The sequence below is a fragment of the Paenibacillus antarcticus genome (assembly GCF_001637225.1).
Lineage (GTDB): Bacteria > Bacillota > Bacilli > Paenibacillales > Paenibacillaceae > Paenibacillus_AQ > Paenibacillus_AQ antarcticus.
The window spans coordinates 11,880-27,143 of the sequence record NZ_LVJI01000006.1 but is presented as its reverse complement, the minus strand read 5'-3'; the positions used below and the strand labels follow the sequence as shown (position 1 = coordinate 27,143).

Here is a 15,264-nt window from a genome sequence, read left to right as displayed (position 1 = left end):
AAATGGATATTAAGCTGTACGTTTCTTCGGATCTAATACATCTCTCACTTGATCCCCAATGATATTGACCGCAATAACGAATATCGTTATTGCGAGCCCTGGAAAAGTACATATCCACCAAGCAACCGTTAGATATCCCCTTCCTTGTGAGAGTAACGTTCCCCAATCGGGAACTTCCTTAATCAATCCCAAACCTAAGAAGCTTAACCCCGAACCCATTAGAATAGATGAACCAATCCCTAGAGTAGCCATAACAAGAAGGGGTGACACGGAGTTCGGAAGGACGTGCTTCCACAGGATTTGGATGTTAGAACTACCGATTGAGCGCGACGCCATAATGAAAGGACGGCTTTTAATACTTATCATTTGTCCCCGCATGACTCTCGCATATCCTGGAATAGCAGATACCGCTACAGCCAGAACAATATTAAATAGACTTGGTCCTAGTGATGCCGCAATAGCTAGGGCAAGTAAGATGCCCGGAATAGTCATTAGAACATCAATAAGTCTCATAAGAATCGTATCTACAATGCCCCCAATGTATCCCGATATGACGCCAATCAAGCCACCCACGAGTCCACCAATGATCACTGAGGCGAAACCAATGAATAGTGAGTCTCGGCTGCCATATACCACTACGCTAAATATATCCCTTCCGAAATAATCTGTTCCGAATAGATGAGCCGCGCTAGGTGCCTGTAATAATTGATCTGTAAGCATCTCGGTTGGTAAATATGGCGCAATCCACCCCGGAACTATTGCACATAGAATAATGAATGCCACCACTAACGCCGCAACCACCACCAACAATTCAGACACAGCGAGTCGCTTCTGAAACAAGGAAGTCGGAAACCGCAGTCTCCTCCCCTGCCATGCGACTTCTGATGAAATGACTTCTTTCATGGGTAACCTCCTAAAAGTTTGCGAAGCAAACTATCTTCGTAAGCGATACTTCTCCCCACCTACAACCACTAATGCGCCCGTCTTACTCGTGGATCAATATAGGTATAGGAAATATCCACAATGAGATTGACGATAATGTAGATGATCGCTGAGAAGAAGACGACACCCTGAACTACAGGTAAGTCTTTTGCCATAATTGCATCTGCAATAATTCGGCCTATGCCCTGTCTAGAGAAGACCGTCTCAATGACAACCGCACCGGCTAACATCTCCCCAATCAATACACCCATCATCGTTATAGCTGGAATAAGCGCATTACGTAACGCATGCTGATACATGATAGCCCTCTCCGATAACCCTTTAGAGCGCAGTGTTACAATGAACTGCTCATGGATGACTTCAAGCATGCTATTGCGAACCATTCGAACGATGAATCCCGCTCCAACGATTCCTAACGTTATCGCTGGAAGGACTAACGTCTTGAATCCATCCGACCCCATGACAGGTAACCAGTGTAGTTGTATAGAGAATAATAGAATGAGCAGAATTCCAGTCCAAAACGTAGGCATGGAGATACCAAATAGGCCAACAATTCTTGCCACAATATCAATCCATCGGTTCCGATGAATAGCAGACAATACGCCTAGCAGAACACCTACAATAACAGCAATAATAGAACTTGCTATCGTAAGCATCAGCGTAGCTGGGAAATGCTTTAATATTTTGGGAAGAACTGGCTCTGAATTCATCATGGAATTGCCAAAGTCACCATGAATGATGTTGTTGAAATATGACGCGAATTGAATATAGAACGGTCGATCTAACCCTAGCTGATGGCGTAAATTAGCTATCGTCTCTGGCGTAGCAGAAGATGGGTCGATCATCATTAGAACAGGATCACTAGGAAGCAAATAAAGGATACAGAACACAAGGATCAACGACCCTAAGACAACAAATAGCGATGTAAATAGTCTTGTGATGATGGATCTGCCCACTTCCACTACCTCCTTTGTTTACTTGAGCAGGTTAACATCATTAAAGAGAGGGTAACCCAAGGTATCAAATTTCACATCTTTCACAGCGTTCGAGGCTGCAACCGTATAAGGAAATACATAAATAGGAAGTATAAGAGCCTTGTCGATAATATTTTTTTGAATTGTTTTGTAAATAGCGATTCTCTTGCCTTGGTCTGACTCCACCAATCCTTGCTCAAGTAACTTATCAAGTTCTGGATCAGCACTCCCTGAAATACTTAGCTTGGCTGCGTTTGGCGCAGATGTATGATAGAACCAATACAGCCCATTAGGATCGGAATTAACTTGATTATTACCATATAAATCATAATCACCATTGATATACACCACCGTTTGGACGTCCTTTGTAATCTCGACTTTGACATCAATCCCCAAAGGTTTTAACTGCTGTTGAACGATCGCAGCAATATCATTTCTCTTCTCGCGATTTGGTGAACCATCTACGTATTGAATTGTTAGTTTCTTGCCGTCTTTTTCACGGATTCCATCCGCACCACGCGCCCAACCAAGCTCATCTAACAACTGATTAGCTTTATCTACGTCAGGTTTGATACTGTTTTCAAGCGATTCATTATAACCCAAAATCCCTGGTGATAACGGTGACCATGCTCTCTCATAGGTCCCAAGGTATAACGTCTTCACAATAGAATCGACATCCACCGCAAGTTGAACCGCTTGTCTTGCCTTAGGATCATTCCATGGTGCACGTCTTTGATTGAAAAAGAGGGTGTACGGTAATCCAACCGTATTCACTTGTAGTAACTGAAAGTTAGAGTCACCCTTTATCGAAGCTACATTCTGCGGAGGTACGGTCTCAGCAGCATGCACCTGACCACTTTGTACGCTACCAATCCGGGTCGCTTCTTCTGGTATGATTTTAAAGGTGATTTTATCGAGATATGCGGCCCCCTTATTATCAACAATAGCCGGAGCCCACTTATAGTCATCGTTTCGTTCAACGACAATCTCAGCATTCTCATCCCACTTCACAAATTTGAAAGGGCCTGTTCCCACAGGATTCTTACCGAATTGTTCGCCGTCTTTCTTCGCCGCAGTAGGTGACACAAGTCCTAATAAAGCCTGCGTTAAATTCCCCAGAAAGGCTTGAGAAGGTGTCTCCAAGTTTAATTTAACGGTATATTCGTCGATCACCTCTGACGATTTGTAAGGATGGAGCAAAGCTTGTGCATTCGCTGCTTTCGTCTCTGGATTAATAATCCGATCGAAGTTATATTTAACCGCCTCTGCATTAAATGGCGTTCCATCTTGGAACTTAACATCTTGGCGAAGCTTGAAAGTGTAGCTCTTAGCATCAGGTGACACAGTCCACTCTGTTGCAAGCCAAGGACCAATGGTGTGATCTGGCAATTGCACGACTAGACTGTCATATAGGGTTCTAATCACGCGAACAGATACGGCCAATCCACTTCTATGTGGGTCTAACGTGTCTGGAGAAGTTGCTAACGCATAGCTTAGTTCTCCTCCCTGTGAGGACTTGCCACCTACACCTTCCGTCGTTGTTCCCGTAGCATTACCATCCGCTTCCTTCGTACCTATTGAACAACCACCCAACACCAACATGAGGACCATCGCCACCGCAACGTATTTCAACCAATTATTTTGCAATTTCAGCATCTATATTTCCCCCTATCCATATCTCAATCAATTCTCTGCTATTTATCTCTAGCTATTTCCTTAGACTTCAGTTGTAACTTTCTTCTTAACGTAACGATTCTCAGGAATCGACAAGCCTAGATTGCCACGTAACGTATCAGATTCGTATTCTGAACGATAAATTCCACGTTCTTGTAGAATAGGAACAACTAGCTCAACAAAGTCAGTCAATCCACTAGGCACACCAGTCGCAATAATAAATCCATCTGCCGCTTCTTCTTCGAACCACTGCTGGACTAAATCTGCGATTTTCTCAGGCGTTCCTATGAAATTCCCTCTAGGTGTCAAGGCTCCAAGTGCTACCTCACGAAGTGTTAGATGATGCTCCTTGGCATCCTGCTTAATCTTATCTGTCCCACTTCGGAAGCTATTAGCCCCTAAGTCGCCTAAATCAGGGAACGGCTCATCGAGCGGATATTGTGAGAAATCATGATGCTCAAAGAATCTTCCTAAATAGTTCAACGCATTCTCAATCGTAACTAGGCTCGCAATTTCTTGGTATTTACGCTCTGCTTCTTCTTCCGTCCGACCTACAATTGGACCGATGCCAGGGAAAATAAGAACATCATCAGGAGAACGTCCGTACTCGATGGCTTTCTTTTTCACATCTGCATAGAACTTCTTAGCATCTTCAACGTTCCCGTGACCCGTAAACACCGCGTCTGCACCTTTACCCGCTAGATCTTTCCCATCATCTGACGAACCTGCTTGGAATATAACGGGCTGCCCTTGCTTAGACCTTGCTATGTTCAATGGTCCCTCCACGGAGAAGAACTCTCCCTTGTGTTCCAATGCATGTAACTTCTCAGGATCAAAGAAAACACCAGATTCTTTATCGCGGATAAAGGCATCATCTTCCCATGAATCCCATAAGCCCTTGGTCACTTCGAGATATTCATCTGCAATTTTGTAACGCTCTGGGTGAGACGGATGTCCCTCCTTGCTGTAATTCTTAGCTGATCCTTCTAACGGAGAAGTTACCAGATTCCAACCTGCGCGACCTCCGCTGATGTGATCCAGAGAGGAGAACTGCCGTGCGACTGTAAAGGGCTCACTGTATGAAGTAGAGAGTGTCCCAACAAGCCCAATATTGGAGGTGACTCCAGCCAGCGCAGACAGAATGGTAATTGGCTCGAACCGATTAAGGAAATGAGGAATCGATTTCTCTGTAATATATAGCCCATCCGCAATAAATACGAGATCGAACTTACCAGCCTGCGCCGATAATGCCTGCTCTTTATAGTAATTGAAATTCACACTTGCATCTGAAGGTACGTCAGGATGTCTCCATGCCGCGGGATTCCCGCCTACTCCGTGAATGATCGCTCCAAGCTTTAACTTCTTTTGTTTGGCCATAATTGTTCCTCCTAAAATTTTTATGAAAATACTTCTAGTATCCGCTTCTTTAAAAATTCACTTCGGAAGCATAGGCTAAAATTTTTTGAGCAACACTTCGAGAGTTAACTTCGAAAAAAATACCTCGGAAGCATATGCTTTTAGTTTTTATGAAAATACATCTTGTTTCCGCTTCTTTAAAAATTCACCTCGGAAGCATATACTTAATTTCTTAGCGTTATTACTTAAGTCTGCTTCGAAAAAATATTCCTTAAATATATTGCATAATCCCTACCTGTTAACTATGAATTAAACTTGGTATTACTTTAGCACGAGCCGTATCTCACGTCTAATAGCCTTTTTCTATTCAAAAATAGAACAAACCTATTTCCTATATGACTTACAATCGACAAATAACTTATCTTTTTGATGAAAAAAAACCTCCTCTGTTTCATATTCATTTTAAATATTTACTAATGTCTATAAAGATATATAGTAGATATTTAGGATGTACTATATATGGGCATCATTTTATGGTAGGAAAAGCACGCAACTTGTTCGTTCGTATATTCATATAATAAATGGAGTAAAGGAGTGATCTACAATGAAAATTGGAATTCCAAAAGAGATTAAGAATAATGAAAATCGGGTAGCAATCACGCCTTCCGGTGTGGCAGAATTCTTGCAAGGTGGACATACCGTATATGTAGAGACACATGCGGGTGCAGAAAGTGGCTTTTCTGATGATGCGTACACTGCCGCTGGCGCTATTATGGTCGAACAAGCTATAACAGTGTGGGCTCAATCCGATATGATTATGAAGGTAAAGGAACCTCTCGATAGTGAATATGGTTATTTTCGAAAAGGATTAATTCTCTTTACGTATTTACATCTAGCAGCTGAGCCTGCTCTTGCCAAAGCTTTGGTCGATTCAGGTGTCACTGCCATTGCATATGAGACTGTTACGTCTGCCGGTACTCTCCCGCTCCTAACACCTATGAGTGAAGTTGCTGGGCGGATGGCAGCGCAGATCGGTGCACAGTTACTTGAGAGACCGCATGGGGGCAAGGGAATCCTATTATCAGGTGTACCCGGCGTAGCACGAGGGAAAGTTACGATTATAGGTGGTGGGATTGTTGGCACAAACGCAGCGAAGGTCGCTATCGGACTCGGGGCAGATGTTACGCTATTAGATCTGAACGTAGGACGTTTACGACAATTAGACGATATATTTGGTAATCAGATTAAGACACTCGTCTCTAGCCCTTCTAACATTGCTAAATCTGTCGCAGAAGCGGATTTATTAATTGGAGCCGTTCTTATTCCTGGAGCCAAAGCACCGAAGTTAGTATCTGAGCAACTTGTACAATCCATGTCACCAGGGTCTGTTATAGTTGATGTAGCTATTGACCAAGGCGGCATCGTACAGACGATTGACCATATCACTACACATGATCAACCAACCTATGTGAAACATGGCGTAGTCCATTATGCTGTTGCGAACATGCCTGGTGCTGTACCACAAACCTCAACGATTGCTTTAACCAATGCCACGATGCCATTCGCATTACAACTAGCTAATCATGATATTCAAGAACTAATCCGCAGTAATCCTGCTATTGCAAGTGGAGCTAATGTCATCAATGGCTACATCACATATGAAGCCGTGGCTCGTGACTTAGGTTACGAATATGTGCCTGCTGATAAAGCATTTAATCAAGTCAGTTCTTAACACTCACATATAACAAATGCTTTGACTGCACACAAAAAGGGATATGCATCACTTATGCATATCCCTTTTTCAACGAAAATTCTACTACAACGCCATCACAATCGCTACGCTAAAGACTACGATACGAGCCATATTCGTTATAAGGAAATTCTGTACAGCTAACCCGAAGGTGTGTTGCTTCGTTTGTTTTTTCATAAATGCACTAATATTTCTCTTAAGAGGAATTAAGGTAAGAAGAACAAGGACCACGATCATTGGATTCACCTTCAAGAACAACAATACAATCAAATCTAGATAAGAAGCATAATAGATAAATCTGAACAGGTTGAGCGCATTCGGCTTACCGATATACACTGGAAGTGTGTACCGTTTGTTCTCTACATCCTCATCCATATCACATATGTTGTTTGCCAACATTATATTAGCAATGCAAAGAATGGCGGGTATCGAAATGAGGAAAATCAATAATACTTCTAACATATCGATATGTAAGTTGAGGTTGTGTAGGTCTAATGATAGTGAAACCAGTTGATCTGTTACATGAATGTATGTCGCAACAAAAATAATGACGAATCCCATAAACAATCCAGAGAACAACTCACCTAGCGGCATTCTAGAAATAGGAATCGGACCAAAAGAATATAATATCCCTACGCAAAAAGATAGTCCTCCCACTAGGAAAACAACCAATCCTGTATTAAATACGAGCCACATCCCCGTACCCACCGCTGTTACAAATAACGTAATGATTAGGGTCACCACTGTCGACTCTTTCAATCCGAACTTCACGATAGCGTTATGCTCCTGATAACCGTATCCTTCTTTTTTTCTAGCCTTTTTGAAATCATAGTAATTATTCATCGCTGTTGTGAACATATCGAACGTGAGTAACGATACGAACATTAATATGAAATTAGCTAATTGAAATTCCTCAAATCGGAATACTACATACACGCTCCCTAGAAAAAAGGGAATCATACTTGCAAGCTTGGTCCTGATCTCGACTAGATTCAGGAAAGACTTCCATGTCATCACTATCATCCTTTATGCAATTACTTGAGCCACGTATCAAAGAATTGACGGTACCCTTCTTTCATCACACGACTAGAGAACTTCTCGAATCCGTACTGACGATTGTCTAAAGAGTATTTGTTTGGTGAAGATACCGCCATATTTATTAATTCAAACCAATTCTTCTCGTTTCCCGAGAAAGCATGTTTTGAACTAATATGATCGTAACACGGATGTTCAGGTTTGATTATGATTTTTCCCATAGCCAAAGCTTCCGTTAGTGGCATAGCAAAGGTATCGAATTTCGAACAGCTCCAATATACCTTCGAAGAATTCATAAGCTGAAATATCTCATCTTGGGTTAAAGCGAATTTCAAGGTCACATTGAGTGGAATATCATATTTCTTCATACTTTCTTTGTACCTTATCCCACCAAAGACCATGAATACTTCCTTATCTGGATTCTGTCTCGCATATTCAAGCACAAGATCTGGGCGACGATTCTCCTCGTCACGTCCAATCCACAGCACACGATTATCAACAATTTGTGTAGGGTCAAAATGCCTTTCGGCTAATTCCTCACTGAATCCAATAGGGATCACTGTCACATCCTCAACGCCAAAGTTCCGATCTAGTTCCCGCTTAAGAAATTCTGTCTGTACCACTGCCTTGTCCACCATTTGATAAAAAGGCTTCATCATCTCGTACCCAGTCAGTGCTGGATCAGGAAAACTGTGAGGGAAGAGCACACTATTCTTTATGAACATCTTCAAATAAGTGAATCCAGAAACCGTGTAAATGACATGATCAATGTTCTGTGAATGAATCTGATCTAGTACAATATCATAATTAACCAGATCGCCCTTCTCATGTTCATACCCTGGAATCCAATCATGCCCACTCACATGGCGTTCAGGAGATATAAATACAATATCTACACCTAGTTCCTCACCTACTTGTTTCAAACGATCTGCAAACACACGGGGTCCTTGAGACTCCGCAAATTGAATTTTCCTCATGACTAATCCGACTTTTTTCATAAATATGCCATCCTGTCTCCTGAATTTCAGGTACTTATCTTATACCCAATATATCAGAAGACAAGTAAGATTAGTAACCAGGGTTTATAGCGCAAAAAAATAGCCATCGCCTTAGCGAAAGCTATTCTTTCTATTTCACTTTTATATTTACCTTATTTCTAGCAGGAGCCTCTTGAGATGGAACCGCGCTACCTAGAACCGCCGTTGCATTTTTCAGCGAATTAGTAACAGTATGTAGTACCTCTCCAACATCATGTGCGGATTCCAGTAAAGGATCTACGATCTTCATCTTCCCTTTTACATCCGTCGTAATTTGATTAGCTGTATGAATCAGTTGTTTCGACTCACTTGTTAAACCGTGAACAGCATTCCTTACCTCTGCCAAGGTTCGATTCGTTTCCCCTAGTGACTCCGTTCCCTTGTGTAAAAGACGAATTAAATAAAAAGCAGCCGTTACAAAAGCAATCGCTATAATGGCTACACTAATCTGAATGACCATGTACTACCCCCTCCTCTTAATCCCATCCTATGTACAAGATTTACGGATTATTCGAAAGGTGAGGATTTAAGATGGGCGCTCATTCACTTTTATTATTCAATTCCACCGGAGTTCTTGTGAAATACGCTTCTGCTTTCTTCATGATGAACAATGAAGCCGCGATAAATGCAAGAACATATACCAATTGAATGGGATGTTCTACAAAACTTCTCAAATCATGCCCGATGTAAGACACATAGAATACCATGATGCCTTTACCAACAATAACCGCTATTAGAAACGAAATCAGCCTCATACGTGCTACCGCTGCTGCTATATTTACTACAACAAACGGCCCCACCGGAAACAAGCTTAATATAAACACGTAGCTGAATGCATTCCGCTGCACCCATATCATACTCTTAGCGACTTTTGGCTTCAGAGCCCATTTTGTGAAATAAGGATACGAGGACACTTTGCGTACGATGAGAAAAGTCACCAAACAGCCACTAATCATCCCTATCCACGAATATAAGAATCCAAGCCACATTCCATACACAGCCGCATTAACTCCAACGATAACAAGAGTGGGTAACGGAGGAATGAATGATTTCATAAATGTTAAAAGAATACCTGGTAAAGGACCGAATTCACGGTACCTCTCCAACATGTCTCTCATATTTTCCTCAGTCAGCATCGACATGATATCCAATACGCCCGTCATTCTATCCACCTACTTTATCTCTCCAAATATAAAAACTATATAAGCCATATCATACCATAACTATCTATTTTCAATTATGCTTTATCATTTGAAATATACACGTTACGAACATGATAGAATAAAAGAAAATTCGAATGAACCTAAATTTATTATATCCTACAAAGGGGACCATTATTGTGCACGATATCGACAATTCAGAGTTTGAACATATGTTAATCCTAGATCGAATGAATGATCTATCGGATAATGATCCGCTTTACCCTTTTGCTATGGACGAACTTCTTTGCAAACAAGTGGGTAAAGGAGGACCTGCGCTCTGTCATCTATGGCGTCATCCTCAGTCTTTTATTATGGGCCTTCGAGATAGTCGTCTCCCATATGCTGACAAAGGGCGCGAATGGATCACATCTCAGGGATATCAAGTGGCGATAAGGAATTCAGGTGGGGCTGCAGTACCACTTGACCTCGGTGTCGTTAATATCTCTTTAATTATGCCTAAACATGGACTAGCAGATACACACTTCCATCGAGATTTCGAGAAGATGTATAGCTTGATTCAGCAAGCGCTATTACATTCAAGCTCTCGTGTGGATAAGGGTGAAATTATAGGTGCTTATTGCCCCGGCGATTACGATTTAAGTATCCACGGACGTAAGTTCTGCGGCATTGCGCAGCGACGACAAGCACACGCATATATTGTACAAGCATTCGTCATTGTTAATGGTTCCGGTCAAGAAAGAGCTCATCTTGTAAAAGGTTTCTACGAGCGTGCAGCCGTGCATGCAGACGCTTCTCAATATCCACTCGTAACAGATGATAGTACAGCAAGCCTTGCTGAACTCATAGATATGGGCGTCGACCCAACCGCAACATTCGTTGAGGCTGTGAAACATGTGATTTCAGATCGACAGATGCTACATAACATATCTACAAGAGCGAACTCATTAAATATACCCCAACAAGAAGAAGTCATGAAGATGGTATCAACGCTTCGAGAGCGTTATGACTCTCCCTCTCACGAGTAACGCAACCTTGTGAATGCTACAGATACGAATGATAAGAATATCTTTATTCTAACAAAAGAAATCCCGGGATTATCACCTTCTTCCCCGGGAGTCTTTCACTTACATCTAGTTTGTCTAACGGTGCGACAATATAATTTCCTTCAACCTCACCAATGGACGTCCAAAATAGTCCACTGTATGAAAATCGAACTCGATCGATTCATCTCCATAATCATACTGTTGATGCTGCTGTTCACTTCCAAGCGCTACCGCATCTGTTTCCGAATATCGCTTTTTCACTAGATTGGGACTATTCCCAATTTGAATTCCCTTCTCCGTCAGATAGTACTGCTCTGTGATTACGACTCGATTAAGCCGGTTATTCGTGAAATACGCTTCATATCCCCTTACAAAGGTATATCCTCCATCTCCCATCTTTTCACTCTTAGGAAACAACGCTAGTAATTGTTCTAACTCCATACCCCAAGTTAACTTCGCTTTGGTCACTCCGTTAAGTAGCGATTTCGAATCAATCGATTCAAGTGAAATTCTGTCATTTTGATGCCCAGTATCCAAATCATTTGAACTTAGGAAATAACTAAATGTATCCGATAGTTTCTTGGCAGGGATAAACAATGTGTTACCAAATCGAATATATTGCTTGTCATCTTTGGTGTTAAACACTGCTGTCTTTCCTTTAATCGTTACGGAATAATTTCCATTTCCCTCCACAATGGTTCCACCTGCGGAAGCAACAAAATCAAGCAAAGGTACATAGATAAGCTTATCGCTACCTGACCGAAAGGCACCTTGCCCCGTATACTTCAACTGAATACCATCAATGGTTACTCGAATCGGATTTGCGTAACTCAACAATTTAGCTTCATCGACGTGGTAATAGTAGCTTCCTGCTTTAAATTTATGTAAGCTGCGTTCATGTTGAGCGATACTAGAAATGCCTGTTGGTAGGTGATAATACACCATCTTGTAGTTACCTGGCGATGAGAACCAATGCTCAATAACAATCACGTCATCCCCAAACCACACTAAATCATTAATGTCTGCTGCATACATCGTCTGAATAGACTTTACAATCTTCCCTTGTTTAATATCGTATACCCGTATAATCGTCTTATCTTTTGTGGAGCTCTTCGTGTACTCCTCCGAGAATATGAAGTACTTCGCATTTGGCGAGAATAATCCCATGCCATGCACACCTGGTTTATCTAATAATGCGGTTGTTTTTCCATTCTCGGTTACTGTGATCACATCTCGTCTGTCCGCAATCTTCTGGGTGAAGGTTTTCTTTCCTACGCGAATCACCCATTCCGTATGTAATGGTAATTGTACTGATTTTTTTTGAGGACCAAATCCTTCAGAATAGTATATTTCGCTAAATGGTTGATCCACCTTATTCCAGAATAAGAGATTGGGATTCAGAAATTGATTATTATAGTAATCTACTTTCCAATATGAGAACCTTGGAGCATTATATGATTTCCCCAACAGTCTACCGTCATCCAAAGAATACATAGAATACACCGTTTTATTATTCTCTTTCTCTTTAATCCCATAAGCACGTTGATAAGAATAGAGCCTTAGCGTGTCATCATACTCACTAGCACCCGTACGTAACCGTCTGAGCTCTCGCAGGGAGTGCGTTGTAAAATCATATTCGTATAACAAGGTGAACGAAGCATCAAATCGAAGGTACGCTTTGAGTCCCTGCGGAGTCTGCAATATTAATTGTGATCCCAGACGCCATGAGACACTCCTCGGAATAGCAAGTTCTTCGAAACTTTCAACTTCCTTTGTTTCAATTCCTGTCGTGAAATCGGTTGTCCCTATAAATAATCTTGGAATAAACTGGGTATCATCTTTCGATAAGTCAATCGTCATATCAATTGTTTTTAAATATTGCTCCGGTGTCACAGACTCAGCCTGTACCATTCCACATAACATCAATACGGATAAGATACTCACTACAATTCCTAATATGTATTTCTTCACGTGGATCTTCCTTTCAACTACAAATTATATAATATGGAACTAGAATACATCTTTCTTCAAGAGTACCATCATCTGTCACATTCTGTATATTATAAATATGATTTTGTCGAATCATGAGACTTGTTCCTATTGCCAATGACTTGGGTTCGAAATGACGGTATACTTAAGAGAGTGTTTTGTTGTGCAAGGGGAGGGTTGTATATGGCTAAGGCAAGAGTTCCAAAAAGACCTACACGGGACGAATTTGAATTAGAAGAATTAGGGAACCAATTGGTCGAAGCAAAAAATGAAGACAGTGAAATTGAACTCACGGTTTGGGCACGGGAAGAACTTGTACGCGGACGGATCACCATCATGGACTCACGTACACGATTAGTTCATATTGCGAATGAACATGAAGTAATCAAAGTACCCTTTCTAGATATTATGAGAGTAAATTATCCTAGAGATTAGTCACATGGATAATACACCACTCAAGCGCAATATAGATCTGTACGAGTATTCCACTATGGCACAAATAAACCGTTGAAGACATGAGTCACAATTGTCTTCAACGGTTTATTTTATCTTTCTCTTTTATTAAAATAATTCCATACTCAAGTAACGTTCACCCGTATCTGGAGCTATACAGACAACTCTTTTACCCGCGCCTAATTTTTTTGCTATTTCTACTGCTGCATATACAGAGGCTCCGGAAGACGGTCCTACAAGAATACCTTCCAATCGTGCTAGGTCTTTCATCATCCCAATCGCTTCTTCATCAGAAATCTGAATAATTTCATCATACACACTTGTATTCAGAATCCTTGGAACGAAACCGGGACTCGTCCCGACTAATTTATGTGGACCCGGTTGACCACCTGACAGTACGGGAGAACCCAACGGTTCAACCACTGCAATATGTATGTTGGGTAAATGTGTGCGTAATGTCTCCCCCGTACCGGTAATCGTACCTCCAGTGCCTGCTGTTGCTACAAATGCATCCAAGCGGTAATCCATTTGTTTCAATATCTCTGGTGCTGTTGTGGTGCGATGTATGTTAGGATTGGCTGGGTTCTCGAACTGTTGTGGAATAAAGCTTCCTGGAATCTGTTCTCTGAGCTCTAGCGCCTTTGCAATAGCACCAGGCATTCTTTCACTACTTGGCGTGAGAACAACCTCTGCACCGTAGGCTTTTAGAATATTGATTCGTTCTTTGGACATGTTATCAGGCAGGATAAGAATTGCTTTATATCCTTTAGCCGCTGCTATCATAGCTAATCCTATACCTGTATTGCCACTAGTCGGTTCAATAATTGTACCCCCTGGAGAAAGTAACCCATCCTTCTCAGCGGCATCAATTAGATTATATGCTGCTCTATCTTTAACACTTCCTGAAGGATTGAACATCTCCAACTTCACATATACTTCTGCAGCTCCATCAGGAACCGTTCGATTCAACCTTACCATCGGTGTCTGACCTATAAGTTCTGTAACATCGTGTACGATACTCATGGTGTATCTCTCCTTCGCCTGTGCATGCCTGCACTTTCAATTTATAGTGTCGACTAAATTTCTCTTAGGATACCATAAAGAGGGAACAAATTCATTAGGAGCTTAGCACAATACATATTACACTTATAATCAGCACTAAAATAAAAAATATTTGCCTATGTCGAATTTTGAGCAAACAAAAAACCTTTGCTCTGCAAAGGTTTAAAATACTACACTGTTTAAGCGGGTGATGGGAATCGAACCCACGCTATCAGCTTGGAAGGCTGAAGTTCTACCATTGAACTACACCCGCATTAATAAAAGAAAAGAATCGGGACGACACGATTTGAACATGCGACCCCCTGGACCCAAACCAGGTGCTCTACCAAGCTGAGCTACGTCCCGATGTATACCGGTGAAGGGACTCGAACCCCCACGGTTTCCCACACGATTTTGAGTCGTGCGCGTCTGCCATTCCGCCACACCGGCAAATTCATAATACTTAATATTAATGGTGCGCCCTAAGAGATTCGAACTCCTGGCCTTTTGATTCGTAGTCAAACGCTCTATCCAGCTGAGCTAAGGGCGCAAATACAAGAATAAAAAATGGAGCGGACGACGGGAATCGAACCCGCGACCCTCGCCTTGGCAAGGCGATGCTCTACCGCTGAGCCACGTCCGCATCTTTTCAATGTGACCACTAAACATATCACTTTCAGCGGCGACAAAAAATATTATATCATAATTAAATATACTAGTGCAATAGTTTTTTATGCTGATTCGACATTTAGTTAAACACGTTAATACTACAAAAAGACAGGCTATCATCTCATGAATGATAGCCTA

At 41.6% G+C, this 15,264-nt stretch carries 13 protein-coding genes and 5 tRNA genes; 3 read left to right on the top strand and 15 right to left on the bottom strand.

Annotated elements, in window-relative coordinates:
- Positions 1 to 9: 9 nt before the first annotated feature.
- From PBAT_RS04860 to PBAT_RS04845, 4 genes are all read right to left on the bottom strand, one after another.
- The gene (locus tag PBAT_RS04860; RefSeq protein WP_084402832.1) at positions 10 to 903 is read right to left on the bottom strand and encodes an ABC transporter permease; all 894 of its coding nucleotides are present in this window, start codon (positions 901 to 903) and stop codon (positions 10 to 12) included.
- A 68-nt stretch (positions 904 to 971) separates the two neighbouring features.
- Positions 972 to 1,898, bottom strand: a complete 927-nt coding sequence (locus tag PBAT_RS04855; RefSeq protein ID WP_068647104.1) for an ABC transporter permease — start codon at positions 1,896 to 1,898, stop codon at positions 972 to 974.
- 18 nt (positions 1,899 to 1,916) lie between these two features.
- Positions 1,917 to 3,572 (bottom strand): ABC transporter substrate-binding protein, encoded by a 1,656-nt coding sequence (locus tag PBAT_RS04850; RefSeq protein WP_068647101.1) that lies wholly within the window; start codon positions 3,570 to 3,572, stop codon positions 1,917 to 1,919.
- A 60-nt stretch (positions 3,573 to 3,632) separates the two neighbouring features.
- A complete protein-coding gene (locus PBAT_RS04845; protein ID WP_068647099.1) occupies positions 3,633 to 4,967 on the bottom strand; it encodes an LLM class flavin-dependent oxidoreductase in 1,335 nt (444 codons plus the stop codon).
- Between the two features lie 583 nt (positions 4,968 to 5,550).
- On the opposite strand from PBAT_RS04845, the gene ald reads away from it, so the two are divergent.
- A complete protein-coding gene (gene ald / locus PBAT_RS04840; RefSeq protein WP_068647097.1) occupies positions 5,551 to 6,678 on the top strand; it encodes an alanine dehydrogenase in 1,128 nt (375 codons plus the stop codon).
- Between the two features lie 84 nt (positions 6,679 to 6,762).
- On the opposite strand, the gene PBAT_RS04835 is transcribed toward ald, so the two are convergent.
- The 4 genes from PBAT_RS04835 to PBAT_RS04820 all read right to left on the bottom strand — a co-directional run bounded on the left by PBAT_RS04835 (position 6,763) and on the right by PBAT_RS04820 (position 9,931).
- Positions 6,763 to 7,710 (bottom strand): 1,4-dihydroxy-2-naphthoate polyprenyltransferase, encoded by a 948-nt coding sequence (locus PBAT_RS04835; protein WP_068647095.1) that lies wholly within the window; start codon positions 7,708 to 7,710, stop codon positions 6,763 to 6,765.
- Positions 7,711 to 7,730: 20 nt separating this feature from the next.
- Entirely contained in the window at positions 7,731 to 8,729 is a 999-nt protein-coding gene (locus tag PBAT_RS04830) for a glycosyltransferase (RefSeq protein WP_068647093.1), read from the bottom strand.
- Between the two features lie 130 nt (positions 8,730 to 8,859).
- Positions 8,860 to 9,228 (bottom strand): DUF948 domain-containing protein, encoded by a 369-nt coding sequence (locus PBAT_RS04825; RefSeq protein ID WP_068647091.1) that lies wholly within the window; start codon positions 9,226 to 9,228, stop codon positions 8,860 to 8,862.
- Positions 9,229 to 9,307: 79 nt separating this feature from the next.
- Complete coding sequence (locus PBAT_RS04820) at positions 9,308 to 9,931, bottom strand: TVP38/TMEM64 family protein (RefSeq protein ID WP_068647089.1); 624 nt, start codon at positions 9,929 to 9,931, stop codon at positions 9,308 to 9,310.
- A 176-nt stretch (positions 9,932 to 10,107) separates the two neighbouring features.
- Here PBAT_RS04820 and PBAT_RS04815 point away from each other — a divergent pair, with 176 nt between their 5' ends.
- Positions 10,108 to 10,956: a lipoate--protein ligase family protein gene (locus PBAT_RS04815; RefSeq protein ID WP_246168341.1), complete on the top strand. Its 849-nt coding sequence runs from the start codon at positions 10,108 to 10,110 to the stop codon at positions 10,954 to 10,956.
- A gap of 114 nt (positions 10,957 to 11,070) precedes the next feature.
- Here the strand turns inward: PBAT_RS04815 and PBAT_RS04810 are convergent, their stop codons facing one another.
- Positions 11,071 to 12,945 (bottom strand): hypothetical protein, encoded by a 1,875-nt coding sequence (locus tag PBAT_RS04810; RefSeq protein ID WP_068647087.1) that lies wholly within the window; start codon positions 12,943 to 12,945, stop codon positions 11,071 to 11,073.
- A gap of 201 nt (positions 12,946 to 13,146) precedes the next feature.
- Between PBAT_RS04810 and PBAT_RS04805 the strand changes: the two genes are divergently transcribed.
- The gene (locus PBAT_RS04805; protein WP_068595171.1) at positions 13,147 to 13,398 is read left to right on the top strand and encodes a YolD-like family protein; all 252 of its coding nucleotides are present in this window, start codon (positions 13,147 to 13,149) and stop codon (positions 13,396 to 13,398) included.
- Positions 13,399 to 13,524: 126 nt separating this feature from the next.
- On the opposite strand, the gene cysK is transcribed toward PBAT_RS04805, so the two are convergent.
- From cysK to PBAT_RS04775, 6 genes are all read right to left on the bottom strand, one after another.
- Positions 13,525 to 14,439: a cysteine synthase A gene (cysK, locus tag PBAT_RS04800; RefSeq protein WP_068647085.1), complete on the bottom strand. Its 915-nt coding sequence runs from the start codon at positions 14,437 to 14,439 to the stop codon at positions 13,525 to 13,527.
- Positions 14,440 to 14,660: 221 nt separating this feature from the next.
- A tRNA-Gly gene (locus PBAT_RS04795) sits at positions 14,661 to 14,731 on the bottom strand.
- A gap of 18 nt (positions 14,732 to 14,749) precedes the next feature.
- Positions 14,750 to 14,823: transfer RNA gene (locus tag PBAT_RS04790), tRNA-Pro, on the bottom strand.
- Between the two features lie 5 nt (positions 14,824 to 14,828).
- Positions 14,829 to 14,907, bottom strand: a tRNA-Leu gene (locus tag PBAT_RS04785).
- A 23-nt stretch (positions 14,908 to 14,930) separates the two neighbouring features.
- Positions 14,931 to 15,007: transfer RNA gene (locus PBAT_RS04780), tRNA-Arg, on the bottom strand.
- Between the two features lie 18 nt (positions 15,008 to 15,025).
- Positions 15,026 to 15,100: transfer RNA gene (locus PBAT_RS04775), tRNA-Gly, on the bottom strand.
- Positions 15,101 to 15,264 lie beyond the last annotated feature (164 nt).

Bases quoted from the DNA above. Each gene is read 5' to 3' on its own strand.
- PBAT_RS04820 (WP_068647089.1), bottom strand. From the start codon at position 9,931: ATGACGGGCGTATTGGATATCATGTCGATGCTGACTGAGGAAAATATG.
- PBAT_RS04825 (WP_068647091.1), bottom strand. From the start codon at position 9,228: ATGGTCATTCAGATTAGTGTAGCCATTATAGCGATTGCTTTTGTAACG.
- PBAT_RS04835 (WP_068647095.1), bottom strand. From the start codon at position 7,710: ATGACATGGAAGTCTTTCCTGAATCTAGTCGAGATCAGGACCAAGCTT.
- PBAT_RS04805 (WP_068595171.1), top strand. From the start codon at position 13,147: ATGGCTAAGGCAAGAGTTCCAAAAAGACCTACACGGGACGAATTTGAA.
- PBAT_RS04830 (WP_068647093.1), bottom strand. From the start codon at position 8,729: ATGAAAAAAGTCGGATTAGTCATGAGGAAAATTCAATTTGCGGAGTCT.
- PBAT_RS04850 (WP_068647101.1), bottom strand. From the start codon at position 3,572: ATGCTGAAATTGCAAAATAATTGGTTGAAATACGTTGCGGTGGCGATG.
- PBAT_RS04845 (WP_068647099.1), bottom strand. From the start codon at position 4,967: ATGGCCAAACAAAAGAAGTTAAAGCTTGGAGCGATCATTCACGGAGTA.
- PBAT_RS04860 (WP_084402832.1), bottom strand. From the start codon at position 903: ATGAAAGAAGTCATTTCATCAGAAGTCGCATGGCAGGGGAGGAGACTG.
- cysK (WP_068647085.1), bottom strand. From the start codon at position 14,439: ATGAGTATCGTACACGATGTTACAGAACTTATAGGTCAGACACCGATG.
- ald (WP_068647097.1), top strand. From the start codon at position 5,551: ATGAAAATTGGAATTCCAAAAGAGATTAAGAATAATGAAAATCGGGTA.